The organism is Rubrivivax sp. JA1055 (genome assembly GCF_020966565.1).
GTDB lineage: Bacteria > Pseudomonadota > Gammaproteobacteria > Burkholderiales > Burkholderiaceae_C > Rubrivivax > Rubrivivax benzoatilyticus.
Genome location: NZ_JAJKFP010000006.1, coordinates 577730 through 601718, shown reverse-complemented (window position 1 = coordinate 601718; position 23989 = coordinate 577730). Strand labels below are relative to the sequence as shown.

Here is a 23989-nt window from a genome sequence, read left to right as displayed (position 1 = left end):
GTCCGCGGTGCCATCGTGCCCTCCGCTGCGTTTTGCCCAGGAGAACACGTGTGCAACCCTTGCCTCTGAAAGGAAACGTTGACATGCCCTTCGTCCGAAAGGCCTTCGTGCTGGCCGCTTTCGCCGCGGTTGCCGCGGCCCAGGCGCAGACCTTGCCGCCGCCGCAGAACGTCGTCGGCCTGTCGGCCAGTGCCACCGCCGAGGTGCCGCGCGACATGCTGTCGGTGACGTTCTCGACCTCGCGCGAAGGCCCTGACGCGCAGACCGTGCAGTCGCAGCTGAAGCAGGCGCTGGACGCCGCGCTGGCCGAAGCCCGCAAGGTGGCCAAGCCGGGCCAGATCGAGCTGCACACCGGCGGCTTCTCGCTGTACCCGCGTTATTCGAACAAGGGCGTGGCCAACGGCTGGCAGGGCAGCGCCGAGCTGGTGGCCGAAGGCCGCGACGTCGCCGGCATCGCCCAGCTCACCGGCCGGGTGCAGACGATGACGATCTCGCGCGTGGGCTACTCGCTGTCGCGCGAGGCGCGCGAGAAGGCCGAGGCCGAGCTGTCGGCCGAGGCGATCTCGCGGTTCCGCGCCAAGGCCGACACGATCAGCCGCCAGTTCGGCTTCGGCGGCTGGGGCATCCGCGAGGTCTCGGTGTCGGCGAGCGAACCGCCGTCGGGCGTGTTCCCGATGGCGATGAAGGCGCGTGCCGCGATGGCCGACGAGGCGCTGCCGGTCGAAGCCGGCAAGGCCAGCGTCACGGTCAGCGTCTCGGGTAGCGTGCAGATGTCGGCCAAGTAGCCGACGGGGCCCGGCGGGCGGCGCCTACTGCGCCGTCCAGCCGCCGTCCATGTTCCAGGCCGCGCCGAGCACGTTGTCGCCGGCCGGCGAGCACAGGAACAGCGCCAGCGCCGCCAGCTGCTCGGGCGTCGTGAAGCGCAGCGACGGCTCCTTCTCGGCCAGCAACTGACGCTCGGCCTCGTCGTTGGACAGCCCGTGCGCGGCGGCGCGGGCATCGATCTGCTTCTGCACCAGAGGCGTCAGCACCCAGCCCGGGCAGATCGCGTTGACGGTGACGCCGCTGCGTGCGCATTCCAGCGCCGCGGCGCGCGTCAGGCCGACGATGCCGTGTTTGGCGGCGACGTAGGCGCTCTTGCCGGCCGAGGCCACGAGCCCGTGCACCGAGGCGACGTTGATGACGCGCCCCCAGCCGCGGTGTTTCATGCCGGGCAGCGCGACACGCATCGTGTGGAAGGCCGAGCTGAGATTGATCGCGATGATCGCGTCCCAGCGTTCGGCCGGGAAATCCTCGACCAGCGCGACGTGCTGGATGCCGGCGTTGTTGACGACGATGTCGGGGCCGCCGAACTGGCGTTCGCACTGGTGCACCAGGTCCTCGATCTCGTCGGGCCGGCGCATGTCGGCGCCGTGGTGGGCGACCTCGCCGGAACCGGCGGCGCGCACCGCCTGCAGCGCGGCATCGACGTCGCCGAAGCCGTTGAGCATCAGCTTCGCGCCCTGCTGCGCCAGCGCCACCGCGATGCCGAGGCCGATGCCGCTCGTCGAGCCCGTGACCAGCGCCGTCTTTCCCTGGAGCATGTGCCGTCCCCTTGCCGGTTGCTACGATCGGACGATTATCGGGACCGTCTCCCGCGCCTTCCATCCTCGTCGCCCCCCATGACCCCCCGCCTGAACCACGTGCCCTGCCTCGACGCGCGGGGCCTGCACCGCATGGCGTACTGGGAGTGGGGCGACCCGCAGGCGCGCCATGCGGTGGTCTGCGTGCACGGGCTGTCGCGCCAGGGGCGCGACTTCGACACGCTGGCGCAGGATCTGGCGCCGCAGCTGCGTGTGGTCTGCCCCGACATCGTCGGCCGCGGCCGCAGCGACCGGCTCGCCGACGCGGCCGGCTACACGGTGCCGCAGTACGTCGCCGACGTCGTCACGCTGCTGGCGCGGCTGGACGTCGACACGGTCGACTGGGTCGGCACCTCGATGGGCGGGCTGATCGGCCTGGGCGTGGCCAGCCTGGCGGGCTCGCCGGTGCGCCGGCTGGTGCTCAACGACGTCGGCCCGGCAATCGAGCCGGCGGCGCTGGAGCGCATCAAGGGCTACCTGGGCCAGCCGGTGCGCTGGGCGAGTGTCGAGGACGCCGCCGAGGCGATCCGCCAGGTGTCGCTGGGTTTCGGCCCGCACACGCCTGAACAATGGCTGGCGCTGACCCGGCCGCAGCTCGTCGCCGACGGCGACGGCTGGATCCCGCATTACGACCCGGCGATCGCCGTGCCGTTCCGGGCGATGACGCCCGAGATCGCCGCCGCCGGTGAAGCCGCGCTGTGGGCCGCCTGGGACAGCCTGCGCTGCCCGACGCTGCTGCTGCGCGGCGCCGAATCCGATCTGTTGTCGCGCGCCACCGCCGAGGCGATGACGCGCCGCGGGCCGCGGGCGCGGCTGCACGAGTTCGCCGGTGTCGGCCACGCGCCGATGCTGGTCCAGCCGGAGCAGCGCACCGTCGTCCGCGATTTCCTGTTGTCCTGATGAGAACCGCCGAATCTTCCGAAGCGGCCGTCGACGCGGCCGCGATCGTCGAACTGGCGGCGCGTGAAACCGGTGCCGCCGAAGACGGCACCGCCGCGCTCGAACGCGCCCGCGCCTTCGCCGAGCCACTGCTGGCCGGCCACCTGCTCGACACCGGCGAGCCCGCGCTGCTGCACGCCGACGGTGTCGCCGCGATCCTGCAGGCCATCGGCGCAGCGCCGTCGATGCGTGCCGCCGCCTATCTGGTCTACGCCGGCGACTACCTCCAGCATCCCGAGGAGATGGTCGCCAAGGCCTTCGGCCAGTCCTATGCCAGCCTGGTGACACACACCCGGCGGCTGGTGCAGATCCAGCGTGCGACGCGTGCCGCCTCGGTGCTGGAGGCGCAGCGCCAGCAGCAGGCCGAGCAGGTGCGCAAGATGCTGCTGGCCTTCTCGCACGACCTGCGTGTCGTGCTGCTGCGCCTGGCCTCGCGGCTGCAGACGCTGCGCTGGTATGCCGCCGAGCGGGTGCCGTGCCCGCAGGAGCTGGCCGAGGAGACGCAGCAGATCTTCGCGCCGCTGGCCAACCGCCTGGGCATCTGGCAGATCAAGTGGGAGCTGGAGGATCTGGCGTTCCGCTTCCTGCAGCCCGAGGAGTACAAGCGCATCGCGCGCCTGCTCGACGAGAAGCGAGTCGAACGCGAGCAGCGCATCGAAGGCGCGCGCCGCCGCATGCGCGAACGCCTGGCCGAGGCCGGCATCCGCGCCGAGGTCCACGGCCGTCCCAAGCACCTGCACAGCATCTGGAAGAAGATGCGCGGCAAGGGGCTGCCGATCGAGCGTGTCTTCGACCTGAGCGCGCTGCGGGTCATCGTCGACGACGTCGCCGGCTGCTACGCCGCGCTGTCGCGTGTGCACGAGTGTTTCCGCGCCGTCGACGGCGAGTACGACGACTACATCGCCCGGCCCAAGCCCAACGGCTACCAGTCGCTGCACACCGTCGTGCTCGACGACGACGGCCGCGCGCTGGAAGTGCAGATCCGCACCCGCGCGATGCACGAGCACGCCGAGCACGGCGTCGCCGCGCACTGGATGTACAAGGAGGCCGGCGTGCGCGGCTACGCCGGCGTCAGCGCCGCGGGCGACTTCAACGAGCGCCTGGCCGAGGCGCGCAAGGCCGTGCTGCGCGAGCTGCTGGCCTGGGAGCGCGACTTCGCGACGACGCAGGACGCCACCGCCTCGGCGGTGTTCGACGACCGCATCTACGTCTTCACGCCGCAGGTCAACGTCATCGACCTGCCGGTCGGCGGCACGCCGGTGGACTTCGCCTACGCGCTGCACACCGACCTGGGCCACCGCTGCCGCGGCGCGCGGGTCGACGGCGCCATGGTGCCGCTGAACACGGCGCTGGTCTCGGGGCAGACGATCGAGATCGTCGCCGCCAAGGAAGGCGGGCCGTCGATGGACTGGCTCAACCCCGAGCTGGGCTACCTGAAGAGCCCGCGCGCCAAGGCCAAGGTGCGCGCCTGGTTCAACGCCCAGGCGCAGGGGCTGACGATCGCGCGCGGCCGCGAGCTCGTCGAGAAGCTGCTGCAGCGCGAAGGCAAGACCGCGGTCAAGCTCGAGACGCTGGCCGAGCAGCTGGGCTTCAAGACCGCCGACGCGCTGTTCGAGGTCGTCGGCAAGGACGAGTTCTCGCTGCGCAACATCGAGCAGATCCTGCGTCCGGCCGCGCCGGCGGTGGCCGAGGAGGACGAGGGCATCGCGCTGCGCCGCCCGCGCCACGAGGGCGGCAAGGGCAAGGGCGGGGTGCTGGTCGTCGGTGTCGACTCGCTGCTGACGACGCTGGCGCGCTGCTGCCGGCCGGCGCCGCCCGACACCATCGGCGGCTTCGTCACGCGCGCCAAGGGCGTGGCCATCCACCGCCGCGACTGCAGCAACTTCCGCCACATGGCGCAGAAGGACCCGGGGCGTGTCATCGAGGTCGAGTGGGGGCGCGAACGCGACGGCGTCTACCCGCTGGACGTCATCATCGAGGCCAGCGACCGCCAGGGCCTGCTGCGCGACATCTCCGAGGTCTTCGCCAAGGAGAAGATGAACGTCATCGGCGTGCACACGCAAAGCGTCAAGGACGCGCGTGGCGGCACCGCGTGGATGACCTTCACCATCGAGGTCGCCGACACCGCACGGCTCGCGCAGGTGCTCAAGCATCTGGTCGGCATCGCCGGCGTGCGCCACGCGCGGCGTCGCTGAACGCCGGCAAGGCGGCCTGAATTTGGTCCGGTAAAGCACTCAGGTATTTGCAATAACGCGGATCTCGTATATAGTCATAGGCTCTTCAGGCGCGTAGCTCAGCTGGTTAGAGCACCACCTTGACATGGTGGGGGTCGTTGGTTCGAGTCCAATCGCGCCTACCAAACGGACAGCCCGGTAGATCGGTGATCTACCGGGCTCTTTCGCTTTTGGCGGCCTGAAGCGGCTGTCGGTTCGATGCGAGCCGGCCGTCCACTCGTGAAACGGGCCGGCATGGCCGGCCCGTCGTCAGCGTGCTGCGGCCGGGTTCAACGGAACTGGTAACGCGCCGAGACGTAGAAGAAACGCCCGCGCGGGTCGGTGTAGCTCGGGTCGTAGCCCGAAATGAAGTAGTAGGCCTGGTTCGAGAACGGCGGCGGCGTGTCGAACACGTTCTGCACGCCGGCGCGCAACGTGAACGCCTTCGAGAACTCGTAGGCCCCCGACAGGTCCCACAGCGAGTAGGCCTTGACCCGGTTCTCGGCGACGACGCTGCCGTTCTCGGTGTCGATCGCCGAGTTCTGGTCGTCGTAGCTCGAGTAGTAGGTGTTGCCGACGCTGGCGCTCCACGCGCCGCGCTCCCAGTCGAGGCTCAGCCGGTGGCGCCAGCGCTGCACGACGCTGTCGGTGACGAAACGCCCGAGGTTGCTGATGTAGCCCAGCTCGGGGCTCGGCTGCTGCTTGGATTCGAGCATCCAGGTGCCCGACAGCCGGGCGCCGAACACGCCGACGGCGGTCTTCAGCCCCTTCATCTCGACGACGACGTCCAGCCCCGAGGCCTTCTGCCGGCCGCGGTTCTCCTTGCGCAGCTCGATGTAGCAGATCTCGGGGTCGTCCGGGTCGTAGTCGCAGTCGGCCAGGCCCTCGTCCTCGTTGTAGCGGTGCACGAGGTGCTCGAACTTGTCGAGGTTGCCGAGGATCACGTCGTCGCCGATCTCGCTGATCACGTCGCGCTTCTGGATGTTCCAGTAGTCCAGGCTCACGCTCCACAGCGGATGCGGGGTGAACACCGTGCCGAGCGAGAACTGGCGCGAACGCTCGGGCTTGAGGTCGGGGTTGCTGTAGCGGCGCGTCTCCCAGTTCCAGGCGCACTCGCTGTAGTCGTTGCCGACGGTGGCGCAGTACACCGGGTCGGGCAGCGTCGAGGTGCTGCTGTACTGCGTCGGACGGTGCAGGTCGGTCATCGACGGTGCGCGGAAGCCCGTGCCGAACGAGCCGCGCAGCAGCAGGTCCGGCGAGGCGAGGTAGCGCAGCCCGACCTTGGGGTTGGCGGTGTTGCCGACGCCTTCGTAATGGTCGAAGCGCGCGGCGAGCTGCAGCTCCAGCTTCTTCGTCACCGGCAGCGCCAGCTCGCCGTAGACGGCCGCGACGCGGCGCTGGTCGCTCGTCGCCGTGCCGCCTTCGGGTGCGTCGTCGTTGTTGATGTTGTCGCTCATCAGCAGCGCCGACGGGTTGAAGCTCGTCTTCTCGCGCCGGATCTCGCCACCCAGCGCCAGGCTCGCCGCGCCGCCGGGCAGGCGGCCCAGCGTGCGGCTGGCGTTGAAGTCCAGCGAGTCCATCGTGCCGCGCGCGCGCCGCACGACGTCGTTGATCTGGATGCTGTCAATGTAGGCCAGCGCCTCGGCGGTGTTGGGCGCAAAGGGGTTGATGAGGCCGCTGTCCAGGCCGTCGATCAGCTTGTCGTAGAGCAGGTAGCCGTGGGTGTCGCGGTCGGCGACTTCGCTGACGCTGTGGTTAAGGCCCCACTCGTAGTCCCAGTCGCCGACGCTGCCGCTCATGCCGACGACGTAACGCTGGCTGGTGCTGGTCAGCTCGCTGGCGCGGCGGCCGGCGTCGGTCAGGCGCAGGCGCAGGCGGATGTCCGGGTCGATCGCCTCGAGCCCGGTGAAGCCGGCGAGTTCCGGGACCTGGCTGTAGTCGATGTAGTAGTTGTTCAGGCGCGGCGACGAGCCGACGTACCAGGTCTTCGCGCGCGCCAGCGCGACTTCGGCGAACAGGTCGTGGCCGCCGCCGAGTTCGGTGACCGCGCGGCCCAGGAAGCTCAGCTTCTCGGACTTCGGGTACAGCTCGGTGTCGCGCATGTAGTCGTAGGTGCAGCCCTGAGCCCCGCCGACGCCGCCGGGCAGATGCAGGTTGGCTGGCGGGTTGCACCCCGGGGCCGAGAAGTTGATGCGGTGGCTGTTGATCAGTTCGCCGCCGACCAGCAGGCCCTGGTCGCGCAGGTACTCGAACTGCTCGTCGCTCAGGTCGAGGTTGGCCGGGGACGTGTAGCCCGACAGCAGATGCGGCAGCCGCTCGGCGATCTTCAGGTCCTGGATGAAGCCGCGCTGCGAGGTGCTGAGCGCGTCGGTGCGCTGCACGTCGAAGACGCCGAAGACGTTGAAGCCGTTCTCGGCCAGCGTGCCGTAGCCGGCCGTCACCGACGCGGTGCGCTTGCCGGCGCCGCCTTCCTGGGTGTCGCCGACGTAGACGTTGACCTCCGCGCCGGTGTAGTCCTTGCGGGTGACGAAGTTGATGACGCCGGAGATCGCGTCGGTGCCGTAGATCGCCGAGGCGCCGTCGAGCAGCACCTCGACACGCTCGATCGCCGCGGCCGGGATGCTGTTGAGGTCGACGCCGGCGTCGTCACCCGGCGACGCGAAGTTGGCCATGCGCCGGCCGTTGAGCAGCACCAGCGTCGACGACGTGCCGATGCCGCGCAGGTTGGCCGAGTTGAAGCCCTTCTGGTCGTAGCCGCCGGTGTTGATGCTGCCGCCGTCGCTCAGGCCGCCGCTGTTGCCGCTGAGGTTGCGCAGCACCTCGGCGGCGGTGGTCACGCCGGACTTGACGATCTCCTCGCGCGAGATCACCTGCACCGGCAGCGCGCCTTCGTCCTCGGTGCGCTTGATGCGCGAGCCGGTGACCTCGATGCGTTCGACCGGCCGCGAGGCCGCCGTGGCCGAGTCCTGGGCCGTCGCGGCCCGTGGCGCGGCGCCGAGCGCCAGCAGGGCCGCACAGGCGGCGGCGATGGGGGTGATGCGGCGCATCGGGTCGCGGCTCATCGATGTTCCTCGTGGCTGGCGGGCGGACCCTCGGGTCCAAAACCCCAAATTTTGTGGTGCGAATTCACAAACGGGAAACACGGCCCGACGGATGACAGCGCGGCGCAACTTCCATCCCGTCTGCCTCAATCCGGGCTGCGGCGGCGCCGCCACAATGGGCCGGCCGCACCGGCGCCGCGCCGTGCCCGACCCACTGGAGCTCCGATGGACATTCCGCATCCGTACCTGATGTTCCTCGGCGACGTGCATGACCAGCTCGCCGCCAAGACCGCCCACGGCATCGTCGACTGGCGTCGCGAGTGGTGCCTGGGCCAGACCCGTTTGCCCGGCTGCCAGGCCGATCTCGGCCTGCCCGAGATGACGATCGCCGAAGGCGTGGCCGCCGGCGCGAAGACGCTGATCGTCGGCGTCGCCAACGCCGGCGGCGTGCTGCCGGCGCACTGGGTGGCGACGATCGTCCAGGCCATCGAGGCCGGGCTCGACGTCGCCAGCGGGCTGCACGTGCGCCTGGCGCAGATCCCCGAGATCCGCGAGGCCGCGGCGCACAACGGCGTGCAGCTCTTCGACGTGCGCCACAACGACCAGACCTTCGCCACCGGCAAGGGCACCAAGCGCCCCGGGCTGCGCCTGCTGACCGTCGGCACCGACTGCTCGTTGGGGCAAGAAGTACACCGCGCTGGCGCTGGAACGTGCGATGCGCGCGCGTGGCCTGGACGCCGACTTCCGCGCCACCGGCCAGACCGGCGTCTTCATCTCCGGCCACGGCGTGGCCATCGACGCCGTCGTCGCCGACTTCGTCTCCGGCGCCGTCGAGTGGCTGGCGCCGGCCGCCGCGCCCGGCCAATGGGACCTGATCGAAGGGCAGGGCTCGCTGTTCCACCCGTCGTTCGCCGGCGTCTCGCTGGGCCTGCTGCACGGCGCCCAGCCTGACGCCTTCGTCGTCTGCCACGAGCCGACGCGGCGCACGATGCGCGGCGTGAAACACCCGCTGCCGACGATCGCCGAGGTCATCGAGCTCACCGTGCGCTGCGGCCGGCTGACCAACCCGGCGATCCGCCCGGTCGGCATCGCGATCAACACCCGGGCGCTGGACGACGCCGCCGCGCGCGAACTGCTCGCCGCGCTGGCGAGCGAACACGGCCTGCCGGCCACCGACCCGGTGCGTTACGGTGTCGACGGGCTCGTCGACCGGCTGCTCGCCGAGTTCCCGGAGAGCGGCCGTGTCTGAGGCCCGGCTCGACGTCGCCGTCGAACGCTGGCCGATCGCCGGTGGCTTCACGATCTCGCGCGGCACCAAGACCGAGGCCGTCGTCGTCGTTGCCAGCGTCACGCAGGGCGGCATCACCGGCCGCGGCGAGTGCGTGCCGTATGCGCGTTATGGCGAGACGGTCGACGGCGTTGCCGAAAGCGTGCGCGCCCAGGCCGGCTGGCTGGCCGCGGGCGGCCGCCGTGCTGATCTCGCCGCCGCGATGCCGGCCGGCGCGGCGCGCAACGCGCTCGACGCCGCGCTGTGGGCGCTGGAGGCGCGCACGGCCGGCCGCCCGGTGTGGGCGCTGGCCGGACTGCCCGAGCCGCGGCCGACCGTCACCGCCTACACGCTGAGCCTGGGTGACCCGGGCGCGATGGCCGCCGCCGCGGCGCGTGCGGCCTCGCGGCCGCTGCTGAAGGTCAAGCTCGGCGGCGACGGCGACGAGGAGCGCATCCGCGCCGTGCGCGCCGCGGCACCGGGCGCGACGCTGGTCGTCGACGCCAACGAGGCCTGGACCGAAACGAACCTGGACCGCCATCTCGCCGCCTGCGCCCAGGCCGGCGTCGCGCTGATCGAGCAGCCGCTGCCGGCCGCGGCCGACGCCGTGCTCGAAGGTTTCGCCTCGCCGGTGCCGCTGTGCGCCGACGAGAGCTTCCACGGCCGCGAGACGCTGGACACCGTCGCGCGACGCTACGCCTTCGTCAATGTCAAGCTCGACAAGACCGGTGGCCTCACCGAGGCGATCGAGGTGGCGAAGGCGGCACGCGAACGTGGTCTCGGGCTGATGGTCGGCTGCATGCTGGGCAGCTCGCTGGCCATGGCGCCGGCCTTCCTGCTCGCGCCCTGGGCGCGTTTCGTCGACCTCGACGGCCCGCTGCTGCTGGCGCGCGACCGCGTGCCCGGCTTCGCCTTCGATGGCAGCGTCATGCAGCCGGCGCCGGCGGGGCTCTGGGACTGAGGTGACAGCGGCTTTGCGCCGCTAGGGAAAACTCCGGCGCGGCCGGCGGCGCGCCGCGCCACAGTCGCTGGCCGCGGCGCGCGGTGCCGTCATCGGGACGCAGGCGCGCCGTGCACGCGGGCCACGAGCCTGCGCCCGACTGGAGCCTTCCCATGCTGGTCCGCAAGATCCACCACGTCGCCTACCGCTGCCGCGACGCCCGCGAAACCGTCGACTGGTACGAGCGCCACCTCGGCATGCGCTTCATCCTCGCCATCGCCGAGGACAAGGTGCCGTCGACCCAGGCGCCCGACCCCTACATGCACGTCTTCCTCGACGCCGGCGGCGGCAACGTGCTCGCCTTCTTCGAGCTGCCGACGCAGCCGGCGATGGACCGCGACCGCAACACGCCGGCCTGGGTGCAGCACCTGGCGCTGCAGGTCGACTCGGTCGACACGCTGCTGGCCACGAAAGCCCGGCTCGAAGCCGCCGGCATCGAGGTCGTCGGCCCGACCGACCACACGATCTTCCGCAGCATCTATTTCTTCGACCCCAACGGCCACCGGCTGGAACTGGCCGCCGACTGCGCGACGCCCGAGATGATGTCGCGGCTGGACGACGTCAAGCGCGAGATGCTCGACGAGTGGAGCCGTACCAAGAAGGCGCCCAAACACGCCGCCTGGATGCACGACGGCAGCCTGACGAAGGAGGGCGCATGAGGCCGGGCGTCGACGAGACCCACGACCCGGCGCTCGCGAGCTGGGTGGAGTCGGCCAACGCCGACGGCAGCGACTTCCCGCTGCAGAACCTGCCGTTCGCCGTCTTCCGCCGCGCCGGCAGCCGCCAGGCCTGGCGCGGCGGCGTCGCCATCGGCGACCAGGTGCTGGACCTGGCGGCGCTGCAGGCGGCGGGTGTCGCCGACGGCCGCGCCGCCGAGGCGCTGGCGCTGGCCGCCGGCGAGACGCTGAACCCGCTGATGGCCGCCGGCCGCGGCCACTGGCAGGCGCTGCGGCAGGGGCTGTCGCGCCTGCTGCGCGCCGGCGCCGTGGAACGCACACGCCTCGAGCCCGCGCTGGTGCCGCAGGCCGCGGCCGAGTTCACGCTGCCGGCGCGCATCGGCGACTACACCGACTTCTACACCTCGGTCCACCACGCCACGAACGTCGGCAAGCTCTTCCGCCCCGACCACCCGCTGCTGCCCAACTACAAGTGGGTGCCGATCGGCTACCACGGCCGCACGTCGAGCATCGTCGTCTCCGGCACCGGCATCCGCCGGCCCTGGGGGCAGCAGATGCGCCCCGACGCCGAGCAGCCCGAGCTGGCGCCGACGCGCCGGCTGGACTTCGAGCTCGAGCTCGGCCTGTTCGTCGGCCCCGGCAATGCACTTGGCGAGCCGGTGCCGGTCGGCGCCGCCGAGGACCAGGTCTTCGGCGTCTGCCTGCTCGACGACTGGTCGGCGCGCGACCTGCAGGCCTGGGAGTACCAGCCGCTGGGCCCGTTCCTGGCGAAGAACTTCGCGACGACGATCTCGCCCTGGGTCGTGACGCTGGAGGCGCTGGCGCCGTTCCGGGTCGGCGCCGCCCGCCGGCCGGCCGGCGACCCGCGGCCCTTGCCCTACCTGGACTCGCCGGCCGCGGCCGAGGTCGGCGCCGTCGACCTGCAGCTGTCGGTCGAGCTGCAGACCGCGGCGATGCGCGCGCGCGGCGAAGCCGGCGCGACGATCAGCCGCACCAGCTGGCGCCACGCCTACTGGACGATGGCCCAGCTCGTCGCCCACCACAGCATCAACGGCTGCAACCTGCGCCCCGGCGACCTGCTGGGCACCGGCACGCTGTCCGGCCCGACGCCGGCCGAGGCCGGCGCGCTGATCGAGCTGTCGGTCGGCGGCAAACGTCCGGTGGGCCTGCCCGGCGGCGAGCAGCGCGCCTTCCTCGAAGACGGCGACACGGTCGTGCTGCGCGGCTGGTGCGAGGCGCCCGGCCAGCGCCGCATCGGCCTCGGCGAGTGCCGCGGCACGGTGCTGCCGGCGCTGCGCTGACGGCTCGGCGGCGGTGGCCGGGTCCGGGCGCGGCGGCCTTCCTGCCCGACAATCCCGCCATGTCCCCGACGTCTGCCGCCGAGCGCGCCGCCGAGCTGCGCCGCATCCTCTCGCACCACGCCCACCGCTACTACGTGCTCGACGCGCCGGAGATCCCCGACGCCGAGTACGACCGCCTGTTCCAGGAACTGCAGGCGATCGAATCCGAACATCCCGATCTGCTGACGCCCGACTCGCCGACGCAGCGCATCATCGGCCAGGTGCTGCCCGGGCTGGTGCCGGTGCGCCATGCGGTGGCTATGCTGTCGATCCGCACCGAGACCGACACCACGGCCGCCGGTGCCGAGGCGTTCGACGCGCGTGTGCGCCGCGAGCTGGAACTGGGTGATGACGCGCCGCCGGTCGAATACGCCGCCGAGCTGAAGTTCGACGGCCTGGCGATCAACCTGCGCTACGTAGCCGGCCTGCTGGTGCAGGCCGCGACCCGCGGCGACGGCGAGACCGGCGAGGACGTCACGCACAACATCCGCACCATCGGCCAGATCCCGCTGCGCCTGTTCGGCACCGCGCCGCCGGTACTGGAGGTGCGCGGCGAGGTCTACATGCGGCGCGACGACTTCGAGCGCCTGAACGAACGCCAGCGCGAGAAGGGTGCCAAGACCTTCATCAACCCGCGCAACACCGCCGCCGGCGCGGTGCGCCAGCTCGACAGCCGCTCGCTGGCCGACAAGCGCCTGAGCTTCTACGCCTACGGTCTGGGCGAGGTGCAGGGCTGGGAGCAACCACCCACGCACGGCGGCACGCTGGACGCACTGGCCGCCTTCGGCCTGCCGGTCAACGGCGAGCGCGCCGTGGTGCAGGGCGCCGACGGCCTCGTCGCCTTCCACCGGCGCGTCGCGGCGGCGCGCGACGCGCTGCCCTTCGACATCGACGGCGTCGTCTACAAGGTCAACGACATCGCGCTGCAGAAGCGCCTGGGTTTCGTCACCCGCGAGCCGCGCTGGGCGGTGGCGCACAAGTACCCGGCGCAGGAGGAGGTGACGCGGCTCAACGCCATCGAGATCCAGGTCGGCCGCACCGGCAAGCTGACGCCGGTGGCCAAGCTGGAGCCGGTGTTCGTCGGCGGCACGACGGTCAGCAACGCGACGCTGCACAACCTGTTCGAGCTGCGCCGCAAGGGCGTGCGCGTCGGCGACGACGTCATCGTGCGCCGCGCCGGCGACGTGATTCCCGAAGTCGTCGGCCGCGTGCCGGGCGAACGTGCCGGCTACGTGCCCAACTTCCGCATGCCGCGCCAGTGCCCGGTCTGCGGCAGCGCCGTCGCCCGCGAGCGCGGCGGCATCGACCACCGCTGCAGCGGCGGCCTGTTCTGCGCCGCGCAGCGCAAGCAGGCGCTGCTGCACTTCGCCGGCCGGCGTGCGATGGACATCGAAGGCCTGGGCGACAAGCTCGTCGACCAGCTCGTCGACGGCGGCCTGATCCGCACGCTGCCCGAGCTGTACACGCTGGGCGTGGCCAAGCTCTCGGCGCTGGAGCGCATGGCCGAGAAGAGCGCCGCCAACCTCGTCGCCGCGCTGGACAGGAGCAAGCAGACGACGCTGGCGCGTTTCCTCTACGCGCTGGGCATCCGCCAGGTCGGCGAAGCGACCGCCAAGGACCTGGCACGCCACTTCGGCCGCCTGGACCGCGTGATGGACGCCAGCGTCGAGCAGCTGCTGGAGGTGCGCGACGTCGGCCCGATCGTCGCGCAGAGCATCCGCACCTTCTTCGAGCAGCCGCACAACCGCGAGGTCGTCGAGCAGCTGCGCGCCGCCGGCATCCGCTGGGACGAGCACGAGGGCGCGGCCATCGCCAACGCCGCGGCGCTGCCGCTGGCCGGCAAGACGCTGGTGCTGACCGGCACGCTGCCGACGCTGTCGCGCGAGCAGGCCAAGGAGATGATCGAGGCCGCGGGCGGCAAGGTCGCCGGCTCGGTATCGAAGAAGACGCACTACGTCGTCGCCGGCGAGGAAGCCGGCAGCAAGCTGGACAAGGCGCGCGAGCTGGGCATCGCGGTGCTGGACGAGGACGGGCTCAGGCGGCTGCTGCAGCCCACCGACGGCGCCGCGGCGGGCAGCTGAGGCTGGGGGGCTGGGGTCAGGTCTCTGAGGCTGGGGTCAGGTCTCGCAAGACCTGACCCCGTTCCGCCCGATCCGCCCGGGCTGCGGTCAGCTGAGGTTGGGGTCAGGTCTCGTGAGACCTGACCCCGATCCCCCTGACCCCGATCCCCCCCGATCCCCCGCGCCGGATAATGGTCGGCCTGCCACTGCCCCGTCCGCCGATGCCGGTCCGCGAAATCCTGAAGATGGGCGACGCCCGCCTGCTGCGCGTCGCCCAGCCGGTCGAGGCCTTCGACACGCCGGAGCTCGACGCGCTGGTGGCCGACATGATCGACACCATGGCCGCTGCCCAGGGCGCCGGCCTGGCCGCGCCGCAGGTCGGCGTCGACCTCCAGCTCGTCGTCTTCGGCTTCGAGCGCAACGAGCGCTACCCCGAGGCGCCGGCGGTGCCGATGACGGTGCTCTGCAACCCGGTCATCACGCCGCTGTCCGACGAGACCGTCGATGGCTGGGAAGGCTGCCTGTCGGTGCCGGGGCTGCGCGGCGTCGTGCCGCGGTTCGCGCGCATCCGCTACACCGGCTTCGACGCCCAGGGCCGGCCGATCGAACGCGAGGCCGAGGGCTTCCACGCCCGTGTCGTGCAGCACGAGTGCGACCACCTGATCGGCCGGCTGTACCCGACCCGCATGAACGACCTGACGAAACTCGGCTTCACCAGCGTGCTCTTCCCGGAGCTCGACCCGGCGGCCGACGACTGAAGGCCGGCCTGCGGCAGAAACACCGGTTTACATGGGTGCCGGTCGGCGTCACCCCCGCGCTGCGCGTTGGAGACACATGAACCGTGCTGAACGCCTCGTCCGCCGGCTGGCTGCCGGCCTCGTCACCGTCGCGGCGCTGGCCGTGCCGGCGCTGGGTTTCGCGCAGGACGACCCGCCCGGGCGCGTCGGCCGGGTCGCCGCCACCGACGGCCGCGTCTGGCTCTACGACGACGCCCAGGGCGCCTGGGTCGACGTCTCCACCAATCGCCCGCTGACCCGCGGCGACCGCATCTCCACCGACGGCGATGCCCGCGCCACGCTGCGCATCGGCTCGACGACGGTGCGCCTGGGCGGCAGCACCGAGCTGGAGGTGCAGCGCCTGGACGACCAGCGGGTCTCGCTGCGGCTGCACAGCGGCGCGGCGGCGCTGCGCGTGCGCTCCAGCGAGGTCGCCGACGAGACCGAACTCGTCACCGACGAGGCCACGCTGCACCCGCGCCGTGCCGGCTACTACCGCGCCGACCGCGTCGACGACGTCAGCTGGGCCACGGTCTGGCGCGGCGAGCTGAGGGTCGACCCGGCCGGCGCCGCGGCCTTCACCGTCGACGACGGCCGCCGCGTCGAACTCTGGAACGAACGTGGCCGGGCCCAGCGCCGCTGGGACGAGCCGCCCGACGACGAATTCGCCGACTGGGCCCGCCGCGAGGACCGCGCCGACGAACGCAGTGCCGCCTATCGCTACGTCTCGCCCGAGATGACCGGTGCCGAGGATCTGGACCGCTACGGCCGCTGGGACCGTCACCCCGAGTACGGCAACGTCTGGGTCCCGTCGGCGGTGCCGGCCGGCTGGGCGCCGTACCGCTACGGCCACTGGGCCTGGGTCGCGCCCTGGGGCTGGACCTGGGTCGACGACGCGCCCTGGGGCTTCGCGCCTTTCCACTACGGCCGCTGGATGTACTGGGGCAACCGCTGGGCCTGGTATCCGGGCGCCTATGTCGCACGCCCGGTCTACGCGCCGGCGCTGGTGGCCTGGGTCGGCGGCTCCAACTTCAGCCTCTCGATCAACCTCGGCGGGCCGCCGGTCGGCTGGGTGCCGCTGGCGCCGCGCGAGGTCTTCGTGCCGTACTACCGCGTCACGCCGGTCTACGTCGACCGCGTGAACCACCACCCGCACCTGCCGCGCCGCGTGCCGACCGGGCCGATCATGTACACCAACCAGGGTGTGCCCGGCGGTGTCACCGTCGTCTCGCGCGACGTGCTGGTGCGCCGCCAGCCGGTGGCCCGGGCGGTGGTCGACGTGCCTGTGGGCCGCCAGCCGCTGCGCACCGACACCCCGGCGGCGCTGCCGCAGGCGCCGGCCAGCGACGCCGTGCGCCGGCCGCCGCCGCCTTCGCCGCGCTGGAGCAGCGGTGACGACGGCCGCCGCGGCACGCTGCCGCCGGTGCGTCGCGACCCGCCACGCGAGCAGCGCGACGAGCGTGTGCCGTCGCCCTGGCCGGACACCGACCGCGGGGCGACCCGCCCGGGCTCCGGCTTCACCAGAACGCCGGTACCGCCGGCCGAGCGCGCCGACGAGCGCCGCGACGACCGGCGGGACGACCGCCGCGACGAGCGGCAGAACGATCGCACGACGACGCGTCCGCTGCCGGCGACGAACTTCGGCAGCCCGGAGCCCACGATGCCGCGGCGCGAGCCCACCGAGCGCACGGACCCGCCGGCCTCGACCGAGCGCCGCGGCACGACCTGGACCACGCGGCCGGCCGAGGAGCGTGCTCCGCGGCCGCCGCAGACCGTCGAGCGCCGTGCGCCCGACCAGGGCGTCGAACGCCCGGGCCGCGAGTTCACGCGCATGCCGGTCGAGCCGCGCGGCCGAGAGGCGGTGCAGGAGCGCCCACCGGAGCGCCCGCAGATGCAACCGCAGATGCAGCCGCAGATGCAGCCGCAGATGCAGCCGCAGATGCAGCCGCGCCAGCCCGAACGCCGTGACGACCGGGCCGAGGACCGGCGCGGCGGCGAGCGCCGCGGCGGCCCGCGCCAGGACGATCGCTGAATCGGCCCCGGCGCCGGGCTCAGGCGCGCGGGCAGCGTCCTGGTGGCCCGCGTTGGGGCGCCCAGGCGCCGCGGTGGATCAGCGCAGCAGCGGCTTGAGCACCGGCCAGACGTTGTCGAGCATCGTCGGCTGGGCCTGCGCGGTGGGGTGGATGCGGTCGGGCTGGAACAGCGTCTCGGCCTCGGGCACGTCGGCCACGCCGCGCAGCAGGAAGGGCACGAGCGCTGCGCCGGTCTCGCGCGCGACCTTGGCGAACGAGGCGGCGAAGTCCTCGGCGTAGCGGCGGCCGTAGTTCGGCGGCACCTCCATGCCGACGACGACGACCTTGGCGCCGGCCTCGCGCGCGCTGCGCGCCATCGCCGCCAGGTTGTCGCGTGTGTTGGCGATCGGCAGGCCGCGCAGCGCGTCGTTGCCGCCGAGCTCCAGGATCACCAGGTCCGGCTGGTGCTGCTTGAGCAGCGCCGGCAGCCGCGTGCGGCCGCCGGAGGTCGTCTCGCCGCTGATGCTGGCGTTGACGACTTTCCAGCCCGGCGCCTGGACGCCCAGACGCTTGTCGAGCAGCGACACCCAGCCGCTGCCGCGCGCCAGGCCGTACTCGGCCGACAGGCTGTCGCCGAGCACGAGCAGGGTGCGCGTGCCGGCTGCCGCTGCCGGGCCCGCGACCGCCGGGGAGACGGCGAGCGCGCTAGCATGCGCCAGCCACTGCCGGCGGGTCCACCGCATCCGAATGTCCGATCCGATCATCTCCGTCCAACGCATCTCGAAGCAGGTCGCCGATTCGACCGGCACGCTGACGATTCTCCACGACATCGATTTCGCGCTTTTCCCGAAGGAGACGGTGGCCATCGTCGGCGCCTCGGGTTCGGGCAAGAGCACGCTGCTGGCGATCCTGGCCGGGCTGGACACGCCGACCGCGGGCACGGTGACGCTGGCCGGCACCGACCTGTTCGCGCTCGACGAGGACGCACGTGCGGCGCTGCGCGCGCGCCAGGTCGGCTTCGTGTTCCAGAACTTCCAGCTGCTGGGCCACCTGACGGCGCTGGAGAACGTGATGCTGCCGCTGGAGCTGATGGGCCGACGCGACGCGCGTGCCGCGGCCACCGAGATGCTGCAGCGCGTGGGTCTTGCCGAACGCCTGGGCCACTACCCGAAGCTGCTGTCCGGCGGCGAGCAGCAGCGGGTCGCGCTGGCACGTGCCTTCGTCGTGCGTCCGGCGGTGCTGCTGGCCGACGAGCCCACCGGCAGCCTGGACTTCGCCACCGGCGCCAAGGTGTTGGAGCTGATGTTCGAGCTCAACCGCGAGGCCGGCACGACGCTGGTGCTCGTCACCCACGACCTGCAGATCGCCGCGCGCTGCGAACGCCAGCTGCGCATCGAGGCGGGGCGGGTGGCCGAGGCCACGACGGCCTGATCAAGCCGCAGCGTCGCCGCGCGGCGCGCTCGCTCCGATCAGTCGACTTCCGGCCGCGTCACGAGGCAAGGTCTTGAGGCTTCAGCGCTAGTCGATGGTCTGGCGGTAGCGCAGCATCGCCACGCCGCCGGCGGCCAGCGCGAAGGCGGCGATCGCCGCCGCCTCGGGCCACAGGTCGGTGAAGCCGCTGCCCTTGAGCATCACGGCGCGCACGATGCGCAGGAAGTGGGTCAGCGGCAGCACCTCGCCGATCGTCTGCGCCCAGCCCGGCATGCCGCGGAACGGGAACATGAAGCCCGACAGCAGGATGTTCGGCAGGAAATAGAACATCGTCATCTGCATGCTCTGCATCTGCGAGCGCGCGATCGTGCTGAAGGTGAAGCCCACCGACAGCGTCGCGACGATGAACAGCAGCACCATCGCCGACAGCAGCACGAAGCTGCCGGCCATCGGCACGTGGAACAGCACGCGCGCCGCGGCGAAGACCAGCAGCACCTGGCCGTAGCCGATGATCACGTAGGGCAGGATCTTGCCGGCCATCATCTCCACCGGACGCACCGGGGTGGCCAGCAGGTTCTCCAGCGTGCCGCGCTCGCGTTCGCGCGTCATCGCCATCGAGGTCATCATCACCAGCGTCATCGTCAGGATGACGCCCATCAGCCCCGGCACGACGTTGAACGCGGTGATGCCCTCGGGGTTGTAGCGCTTGTGCACACGCAGCTCGAACGGCGCCGCGCCGCCGGCCAGCGGCACCAGCGGGCCGGTCAGCTCGCTGCGCAATGCCAGCGACGGCAGCGCCGCCAGCGCGGCGACGGCCTGGCCGGTGGCCGCCGGGTCGCTGGCGTCGGCCAGCACGACGAGCGGCGGCGTCTCGCCGCGCAGCAGCCGGCGCGTGAAGTCGCCCGGGAAGACCAGTGCGAACTGGACCTCGCCGCGCGCGATCAGCGCCTCGGCGCCGGCTTCGCTCGGCGTGGCGACGATCTCGAAGTAGCCGGTGTTGCGCACCGCGGCGACGACGCTGCGCACGACCGGCGACTCGTCCAGCGCGACGACGGCCGTCGGCAGGTGCTTGGGGTCGCCGTTGATCGCGTAGCCGAACAGCACCAACTGCATCAGCGGCACGCCGATCAGCATCGCGAAGGTCAGCCGGTCGCGGCGCAGCTGGATCAGTTCCTTGCGCAGCACCGCGAGGATGCGGCCCCAGCTAAGCGAGAGGATCCTGGGCATGCTGGGTCAGCGAGATGAAGACGTCTTCGAGCCCGGTGGCGATCGGCTCGACGGTCCAGCGGCCGGGTGCGGCGCTGTCCAGCCAGGCGGCGAAGTCCTCGCCAGCGCGCGCGCTGACGTGCACCGCGCTGCCGAAGGGCACGGCCATCCAGCGTTCGTCGTGCGCCAGCAGCGCCACCGCGTCGGCCAGGTGTTCGCCGCGCAGCGTCCAGGTGCGCAGCCCCGCCGCGGCCACCACCTCGGCGGCGGTGCCGGCGGCCAGCAGCCGGCCGTAGCTGATGTAGGCCAGCCGGTGGCAGCGTTCGGCCTCGTCCATGTAGTGCGTCGACACCAGCACCGTCAGGCCTTCGGCGGCCAGGGTGTGGATCTGCTGCCAGAAGTCGCGCCGCGCCTTGGGGTCGACGCCGGCGGTCGGCTCGTCCAGCAGCAGCAGCTCGGGCTGGTGCAGCATGCAGGCGGCCAGCGCCAGGCGCTGCTTCCAGCCGCCCGACAGCGCGCCGGCGAGATGGGTGCGCCGGCCGGCCAGCCCGAGGCGCTCCAGCGCGCCGTCGACCGCCTGGCGGCGCTCCGGCATGCCGTAGACACGGGCGACGAAGTCCAGGTTCTCCTCGATCGACAGGTCTTCGTAGAGGCCGAAACGCTGCGTCATGTAGCCGACGCGGCGCTTGATGCGGCGCGCGTCGCGGCGCAGGTCCAGGCCCAGGCAGCGGCCTTCGCCGGCGTCGGGCTCGAGCAGGCCGCAGAGCATGCGGATCGTCGTCGTCTTGCCGCTGCCGTTGGGGCCGAGGAAGCCGCAGATCTCGCCGCGCCGCACCTGGATCGAGATCGTGTCGACGACGGTGCGCGTGCCGAAGCGTTTGCTCAGGCCACTCACGTCGATCGCGAACTCGGTGTTCATCGTGCGGCGTCCGGCAGCGAGACCTGCACCGGCTGGCCGGGCTTCAGCGCCGAGACACCATCGGGCCAGGCTTCGGCGCGGAAGACGAGCTTGCTGCGCGACTCGTTGCTGTAGATGACCGGCGGCGTGTATTCCGCTTCCGGCGAGACATGGCCGATGCGCGCCGTGAGGCCGGCGGGGCAGCCGTCGCAGGCCACCGCGACGCTGGCGCCGACCTTGGCGCGTGGCAGCAGCGCCTCGGGCACGAAGAACCGCAGCTTGACGGCGCCCGGCGGCAGCAGCACGACCACCGGCGAGCCCGCCGGCACCCACTCGCCGGGGCGGTACAGCGTGTCGTAGACCTGGGCGGCGACCGGGGCGCTGCGCGACTTCTGGTCCTCGTGCCAGCGCGCCAGCGCAGCGTCGGCACCAGCGCCGCGCGCGCTGGCGGCGGCCGCCGCCACGGCGTCGGCGCGTGCCGCTTCGTCGGCCAGGCGGCGCTCTGCTTCGAGCTCGTGCACGCGCGCGGCGTCGGCGTCGCGTGCGGCGACGAGTTCGTCCATGCGTGCCGCGGAGACGAAGCCCTGGTCCACGAGCGCACGCTGGCGCTTCAGCGCCGATTCGCTGGCCACCAGCGCGGCACGCGCCTGGGCGAGCTGGGCGTCGAGCGCGGCACGCTCCAACGGGCGTTTGCCTTTGCGCAGGTCCTCGGCCTGCGACTCGGCGGCCGCGCGCCGTGCGTCGGCGGCCTGGCGCGACAGCGCCTCGGCGTCGGCGTCCAGCGCGAACAGCGGCTGCCCGGCCTGCACCGCGTCGCCGCGGCGCACGTGCAGCGTGCGCAGCGTGCCGCCGGCCGAGGCGGCGACGTAGACCAGCTCGGCCTCGGCATAACCGGCCAAGGGCGCGTCACGCTCGGCACCGCAGCCGGCGAGCGACAGGACGGCGGCCCGCACGGCGGCGTGGCGGGGCAGGGCGTTCATCTCAGCGCTCCGGGTCGGGGGCCAGGCCACGCAGCGCCCAGTCCAGGCGCTCGGCGATGCGTTCGGGGGCCACGGCCAGCGGCGTCAGGCGCTCGACGAAAGCGGCCGGGGCGATCTCGCGTGCGCCCATCAGCCGCGTCACCAGCACCGGCAGCGCCAGCGAGGCGAGCAGGAACATCAGCTGGTGCAGCGGCTCGGCACGGCGCAGCCGGCCGGCGGCCTGCGCCTGGACGATCAGGCCCAGCAGCACCGCCGGATGGCGCTGCTCGATCGTCGCGACGAAACGCCGCACCGCGGGTTCGCCGGCCGCGGCGTCGGCCAGCAGCAGGGCGAGGAAGTCGCGGTGGCGCGCGACCCAGGCGACGAACTCCAGCAACGCCTCGCGCAGCGCCGGCAGCGGGTCGCCGGGGCGCCGCGCCAGGTCCTGCAGCTGGCCGAACATCGGCGCGTACCAGCGTTCGATCAACTCGGTGACGAAGGCGTCGCGCGTGCCGAAGTGATGCACGAAGCTGCCGAGGTTGGCGCCGGCCTCGGCCGCGACGGCGCGCACCGTCAGCGCCTTCAGCCCGCGCTCGCGCGCCAGCGCCAGTCCGGCCTGCAGCAGGCGTTCGCGGGCGCCGGGGTCGGCAGCGGGGCGGGAATTCATGCGGCGCGTTATACGCTTGTACAAGTCAAGCGGCAATCGGACGCCCGGAAACGAAAACGGCGGCCCGCAGGCCGCCGTCCGTTCAGGCGTCGCCGCCCGGCGTCACTTGATCGGCTTGAAGCGCACGCGCTTCGGCCGCGCGCCTTCCTCGCCCAGGCGCTTCTTCTTGTCCTCTTCGTACTCGTGGTAGTTGCCGGCGTAGAAGAACCACTGCGACTCGCCTTCGCAGGCCAGGATGTGCGTCGCGATGCGGTCCAGGAACCAGCGGTCGTGGCTGATGACCATCGCGCTGCCGGCGAACTCGAGCAGCGCCTCTTCCAGCGCACGCAGCGTTTCGACGTCCAGGTCGTTCGACGGTTCGTCGAGCATCAGCACGTTGCCGCCCTGGGCCAGCGTCTTGGCCAGGTGCAGGCGGCCGCGTTCGCCGCCGGACAGGTTGCCGACGAGCTTCTGCTGGTCGTTGCCCTTGAAGTTGAAGCGGCCCAGGTAGGCGCGGCTGGGCATCACGAACTGGCCGACGACGATGTTGTCCAGGCCGCCGGAGACGTCTTCCCACACGGTCTTGTCGCCGGCCAGGCTTTCGCGGCTCTGGTCGACGAAGGTCACCTTGGCGGTCTTGCCGATCACGACCTCGCCGCTGTCCGGCTTCTCCAGGCCCTGGATCATGCGGAACAGCGTCGACTTGCCGGCGCCGTTGGGGCCGATGATGCCGACGATGGCGCCCGGCGGGACCTTGAAGCTGAGGTTGTCGATCAGGCAGCGCTCACCGAAGCTCTTGGTGACGTTCTTGAACTCGATGACCTCGTTGCCCAGGCGCTCGGCGACCGGGATGAAGATCTCGTTGGTCTCGTTGCGGCGCTGGTAGTCGACGTCCGACAGCTCCTCGAAGCGGGCCAGACGCGCCTTGCTCTTGGCCTGGCGGCCCTTGGCGTTGGAGCGCACCCACTTGAGCTCCTCCTTCATCGCCTTGATGCGCGCGTCTTCCTTCTTCTGCTCGACTTCCAGGCGGCGTTCCTTCTGGTCCAGCCACTCGGAGTAGTTGCCCTTGTACGGGATGCCCATGCCGCGGTCGAGTTCGAGGATCCACTCGGCGGCGTTGTCCAGGAAGTAGCGATCGTGGGTGATCGCGACGACGGTGCCCGAGAAGCGCTGCAGGAACTGCTCCAGCCAGTCCACCGACTCGGCGTCCAGGTGGTTGGTGGGTTCGTCGAGCAGCAGCATGTCGGGCTTGGACAGCAGCAGCCGGCACAGCGCCACGCGGCGCTTCTCGCCGCCGGACAGCAGGCCGATCTGCGCGTCCCAGGGCGGCAGGCGCAGCGCGTCGGCGGCCAGTTCGAGCTGCAGGTCGGTGTTCTCGCTGCCGGCCGCGGCGATGATCGCCTCGAGCTCGGCCTGCTCGGCGGCCAGCTTGTCGAAGTCGGCGTCGGGCTCGGCGTACTCGGCGTAGACCTCGTCCAGGCGCTTCTTCGCGGCGAGCACGCCGCCGATGCCTTGTTCGACGGCTTCGCGCACGGTCTGGTCGGGGTTCAGCTCGGGTTCCTGCGGCAGGTATCCGATCTTCAGGCCGGGCATCGGGACGGCATCGCCCTCGATGTCCTTGTCCAGCCCGGCCATGATCTTCAGCAGCGTCGACTTGCCGCTGCCGTTGACGCCGAGCACGCCGATCTTCGCGCCAGGGAAGAAGGACAGCGAGATGTCCTTCAGGATCTGCCGCTTCGGCGGCACGATCTTGCCGACGCGGTTCATCGTGAATACGTACTGGGCCATGGAGTCCTGTTCGGTTCTTTCGGTATGGGTGGAGCACGGCCGCGTGGCGCGGCCAAACCGCTATTGTCGCCTTTCCGCGTGTCCTCACCCGCGCCGTTTCCCCGCCGCGGGTGG

At 71.9% G+C, this 23989-nt stretch carries 19 protein-coding genes, 1 tRNA gene and 1 pseudogene; 13 read left to right on the top strand and 8 right to left on the bottom strand.

What is annotated here, in order from left to right; genetic code table 11:
• The first annotated feature begins 83 nt into the window (after positions 1 to 83).
• Positions 84 to 785: an SIMPL domain-containing protein gene (locus tag LOC65_RS12195; protein WP_230247658.1), complete on the top strand. Its 702-nt coding sequence runs from the start codon at positions 84 to 86 to the stop codon at positions 783 to 785.
• 24 nt (positions 786 to 809) lie between these two features.
• On the opposite strand, the gene LOC65_RS12190 is transcribed toward LOC65_RS12195, so the two are convergent.
• Positions 810 to 1583: a 3-hydroxybutyrate dehydrogenase gene (locus LOC65_RS12190; RefSeq protein WP_009855896.1), complete on the bottom strand. Its 774-nt coding sequence runs from the start codon at positions 1581 to 1583 to the stop codon at positions 810 to 812.
• Positions 1584 to 1661: 78 nt separating this feature from the next.
• On the opposite strand from LOC65_RS12190, the gene LOC65_RS12185 reads away from it, so the two are divergent.
• The 3 genes from LOC65_RS12185 (at position 1662) to LOC65_RS12175 (ending at position 4920) form a co-directional block, all read left to right on the top strand.
• Positions 1662 to 2522: an alpha/beta fold hydrolase gene (locus LOC65_RS12185; RefSeq protein WP_230247657.1), complete on the top strand. Its 861-nt coding sequence runs from the start codon at positions 1662 to 1664 to the stop codon at positions 2520 to 2522.
• Positions 2522 to 4756, top strand: a complete 2235-nt coding sequence (locus tag LOC65_RS12180; RefSeq protein ID WP_230247656.1) for a bifunctional (p)ppGpp synthetase/guanosine-3',5'-bis(diphosphate) 3'-pyrophosphohydrolase — start codon at positions 2522 to 2524, stop codon at positions 4754 to 4756. Before LOC65_RS12185 ends, LOC65_RS12180 begins: the two co-directional genes overlap by 1 nt.
• Positions 4757 to 4843: 87 nt before the next feature.
• Positions 4844 to 4920, top strand: a tRNA-Val gene (locus LOC65_RS12175).
• Positions 4921 to 5064: 144 nt separating this feature from the next.
• On the opposite strand, the gene LOC65_RS12170 is transcribed toward LOC65_RS12175, so the two are convergent.
• A complete protein-coding gene (locus tag LOC65_RS12170; protein ID WP_230247655.1) occupies positions 5065 to 7836 on the bottom strand; it encodes a TonB-dependent receptor in 2772 nt (923 codons plus the stop codon).
• 204 nt (positions 7837 to 8040) lie between these two features.
• On the opposite strand from LOC65_RS12170, the pseudogene LOC65_RS19490 reads away from it, so the two are divergent.
• The 8 genes and pseudogenes from LOC65_RS19490 to LOC65_RS12130 form a co-directional block, all read left to right on the top strand.
• Positions 8041 to 8352 (top strand): annotated as a pseudogene (locus LOC65_RS19490) (DUF1611 domain-containing protein); the annotation flags it as partial.
• Between the two features lie 178 nt (positions 8353 to 8530).
• On the top strand, positions 8531 to 9064 hold the full coding sequence (locus LOC65_RS12160) for an NAD-dependent epimerase/dehydratase family protein (RefSeq protein ID WP_230247654.1): 534 nt from the start codon (positions 8531 to 8533) through the stop codon (positions 9062 to 9064).
• Positions 9057 to 10043, top strand: coding sequence for an N-acetyl-D-Glu racemase DgcA (dgcA, locus tag LOC65_RS19485; protein WP_029718349.1), 987 nt, complete (start codon positions 9057 to 9059; stop codon positions 10041 to 10043). The genes LOC65_RS12160 and dgcA overlap by 8 nt, the downstream gene beginning before the upstream one ends.
• A 152-nt stretch (positions 10044 to 10195) precedes the next feature.
• Positions 10196 to 10741, top strand: a complete 546-nt coding sequence (locus tag LOC65_RS12150) for a VOC family protein (protein WP_230247653.1) — start codon at positions 10196 to 10198, stop codon at positions 10739 to 10741.
• The gene (fahA, locus tag LOC65_RS12145) at positions 10738 to 12060 is read left to right on the top strand and encodes a fumarylacetoacetase (protein ID WP_230247652.1); all 1323 of its coding nucleotides are present in this window, start codon (positions 10738 to 10740) and stop codon (positions 12058 to 12060) included. Before LOC65_RS12150 ends, fahA begins: the two co-directional genes overlap by 4 nt.
• The gene (gene ligA / locus LOC65_RS12140; RefSeq protein ID WP_405048255.1) at positions 12057 to 14180 is read left to right on the top strand and encodes an NAD-dependent DNA ligase LigA; all 2124 of its coding nucleotides are present in this window, start codon (positions 12057 to 12059) and stop codon (positions 14178 to 14180) included. Before fahA ends, ligA begins: the two co-directional genes overlap by 4 nt.
• Before the next feature lie 200 nt (positions 14181 to 14380).
• Positions 14381 to 14917: a peptide deformylase gene (gene def, locus LOC65_RS12135; protein WP_230247650.1), complete on the top strand. Its 537-nt coding sequence runs from the start codon at positions 14381 to 14383 to the stop codon at positions 14915 to 14917.
• A 76-nt stretch (positions 14918 to 14993) separates the two neighbouring features.
• The gene (locus LOC65_RS12130; protein ID WP_230247649.1) at positions 14994 to 16967 is read left to right on the top strand and encodes a DUF6600 domain-containing protein; all 1974 of its coding nucleotides are present in this window, start codon (positions 14994 to 14996) and stop codon (positions 16965 to 16967) included.
• A 78-nt stretch (positions 16968 to 17045) separates the two neighbouring features.
• Here the strand turns inward: LOC65_RS12130 and LOC65_RS12125 are convergent, their stop codons facing one another.
• A complete protein-coding gene (locus tag LOC65_RS12125) occupies positions 17046 to 17690 on the bottom strand; it encodes an arylesterase (protein WP_230247648.1) in 645 nt (214 codons plus the stop codon).
• 4 nt (positions 17691 to 17694) lie between these two features.
• On the opposite strand from LOC65_RS12125, the gene LOC65_RS12120 reads away from it, so the two are divergent.
• A complete protein-coding gene (locus LOC65_RS12120) occupies positions 17695 to 18378 on the top strand; it encodes an ABC transporter ATP-binding protein (protein ID WP_230247647.1) in 684 nt (227 codons plus the stop codon).
• Positions 18379 to 18465: 87 nt separating this feature from the next.
• Here LOC65_RS12120 and LOC65_RS12115 read toward each other — a convergent pair whose 3' ends face one another.
• The 5 genes from LOC65_RS12115 to ettA form a co-directional block, all read right to left on the bottom strand.
• The gene (locus LOC65_RS12115; RefSeq protein WP_230247646.1) at positions 18466 to 19605 is read right to left on the bottom strand and encodes an ABC transporter permease; all 1140 of its coding nucleotides are present in this window, start codon (positions 19603 to 19605) and stop codon (positions 18466 to 18468) included.
• Positions 19583 to 20503, bottom strand: a complete 921-nt coding sequence (locus LOC65_RS12110; protein ID WP_230247645.1) for an ABC transporter ATP-binding protein — start codon at positions 20501 to 20503, stop codon at positions 19583 to 19585. Before LOC65_RS12110 ends, LOC65_RS12115 begins: the two co-directional genes overlap by 23 nt.
• Positions 20500 to 21462: an HlyD family efflux transporter periplasmic adaptor subunit gene (locus LOC65_RS19480; protein WP_310736923.1), complete on the bottom strand. Its 963-nt coding sequence runs from the start codon at positions 21460 to 21462 to the stop codon at positions 20500 to 20502. The genes LOC65_RS12110 and LOC65_RS19480 overlap by 4 nt, the downstream gene beginning before the upstream one ends.
• A gap of 1 nt (position 21463) precedes the next feature.
• Positions 21464 to 22108 (bottom strand): TetR/AcrR family transcriptional regulator, encoded by a 645-nt coding sequence (locus LOC65_RS12095; protein ID WP_230247644.1) that lies wholly within the window; start codon positions 22106 to 22108, stop codon positions 21464 to 21466.
• A gap of 102 nt (positions 22109 to 22210) precedes the next feature.
• The gene (gene ettA / locus LOC65_RS12090) at positions 22211 to 23875 is read right to left on the bottom strand and encodes an energy-dependent translational throttle protein EttA (protein ID WP_009857008.1); all 1665 of its coding nucleotides are present in this window, start codon (positions 23873 to 23875) and stop codon (positions 22211 to 22213) included.
• Between the last annotated feature and the right edge of the window lie 114 nt (positions 23876 to 23989).

Coding starts and splice junctions, on each gene's coding strand:
- LOC65_RS12195 (WP_230247658.1), top strand. CDS start 84: ATGCCCTTCGTCCGAAAGGCCTTCGTGCTGGCCGCTTTCGCCGCGGTT.
- LOC65_RS12190 (WP_009855896.1), bottom strand. CDS start 1,583: ATGCTCCAGGGAAAGACGGCGCTGGTCACGGGCTCGACGAGCGGCATC.
- LOC65_RS12185 (WP_230247657.1), top strand. CDS start 1,662: ATGACCCCCCGCCTGAACCACGTGCCCTGCCTCGACGCGCGGGGCCTG.
- LOC65_RS12180 (WP_230247656.1), top strand. CDS start 2,522: ATGAGAACCGCCGAATCTTCCGAAGCGGCCGTCGACGCGGCCGCGATC.
- LOC65_RS12170 (WP_230247655.1), bottom strand. CDS start 7,836: ATGAGCCGCGACCCGATGCGCCGCATCACCCCCATCGCCGCCGCCTGT.
- LOC65_RS12160 (WP_230247654.1), top strand. CDS start 8,531: ATGCGCGCGCGTGGCCTGGACGCCGACTTCCGCGCCACCGGCCAGACC.
- LOC65_RS12150 (WP_230247653.1), top strand. CDS start 10,196: ATGCTGGTCCGCAAGATCCACCACGTCGCCTACCGCTGCCGCGACGCC.
- fahA (WP_230247652.1), top strand. CDS start 10,738: ATGAGGCCGGGCGTCGACGAGACCCACGACCCGGCGCTCGCGAGCTGG.
- def (WP_230247650.1), top strand. CDS start 14,381: ATGCCGGTCCGCGAAATCCTGAAGATGGGCGACGCCCGCCTGCTGCGC.
- LOC65_RS12130 (WP_230247649.1), top strand. CDS start 14,994: ATGAACCGTGCTGAACGCCTCGTCCGCCGGCTGGCTGCCGGCCTCGTC.
- LOC65_RS12125 (WP_230247648.1), bottom strand. CDS start 17,690: ATGCGGTGGACCCGCCGGCAGTGGCTGGCGCATGCTAGCGCGCTCGCC.
- LOC65_RS12120 (WP_230247647.1), top strand. CDS start 17,695: ATGTCCGATCCGATCATCTCCGTCCAACGCATCTCGAAGCAGGTCGCC.
- LOC65_RS12115 (WP_230247646.1), bottom strand. CDS start 19,605: ATGCCCAGGATCCTCTCGCTTAGCTGGGGCCGCATCCTCGCGGTGCTG.
- LOC65_RS12110 (WP_230247645.1), bottom strand. CDS start 20,503: ATGAACACCGAGTTCGCGATCGACGTGAGTGGCCTGAGCAAACGCTTC.
- LOC65_RS19480 (WP_310736923.1), bottom strand. CDS start 21,462: ATGAACGCCCTGCCCCGCCACGCCGCCGTGCGGGCCGCCGTCCTGTCG.
- LOC65_RS12095 (WP_230247644.1), bottom strand. CDS start 22,108: ATGAATTCCCGCCCCGCTGCCGACCCCGGCGCCCGCGAACGCCTGCTG.
- ettA (WP_009857008.1), bottom strand. CDS start 23,875: ATGGCCCAGTACGTATTCACGATGAACCGCGTCGGCAAGATCGTGCCG.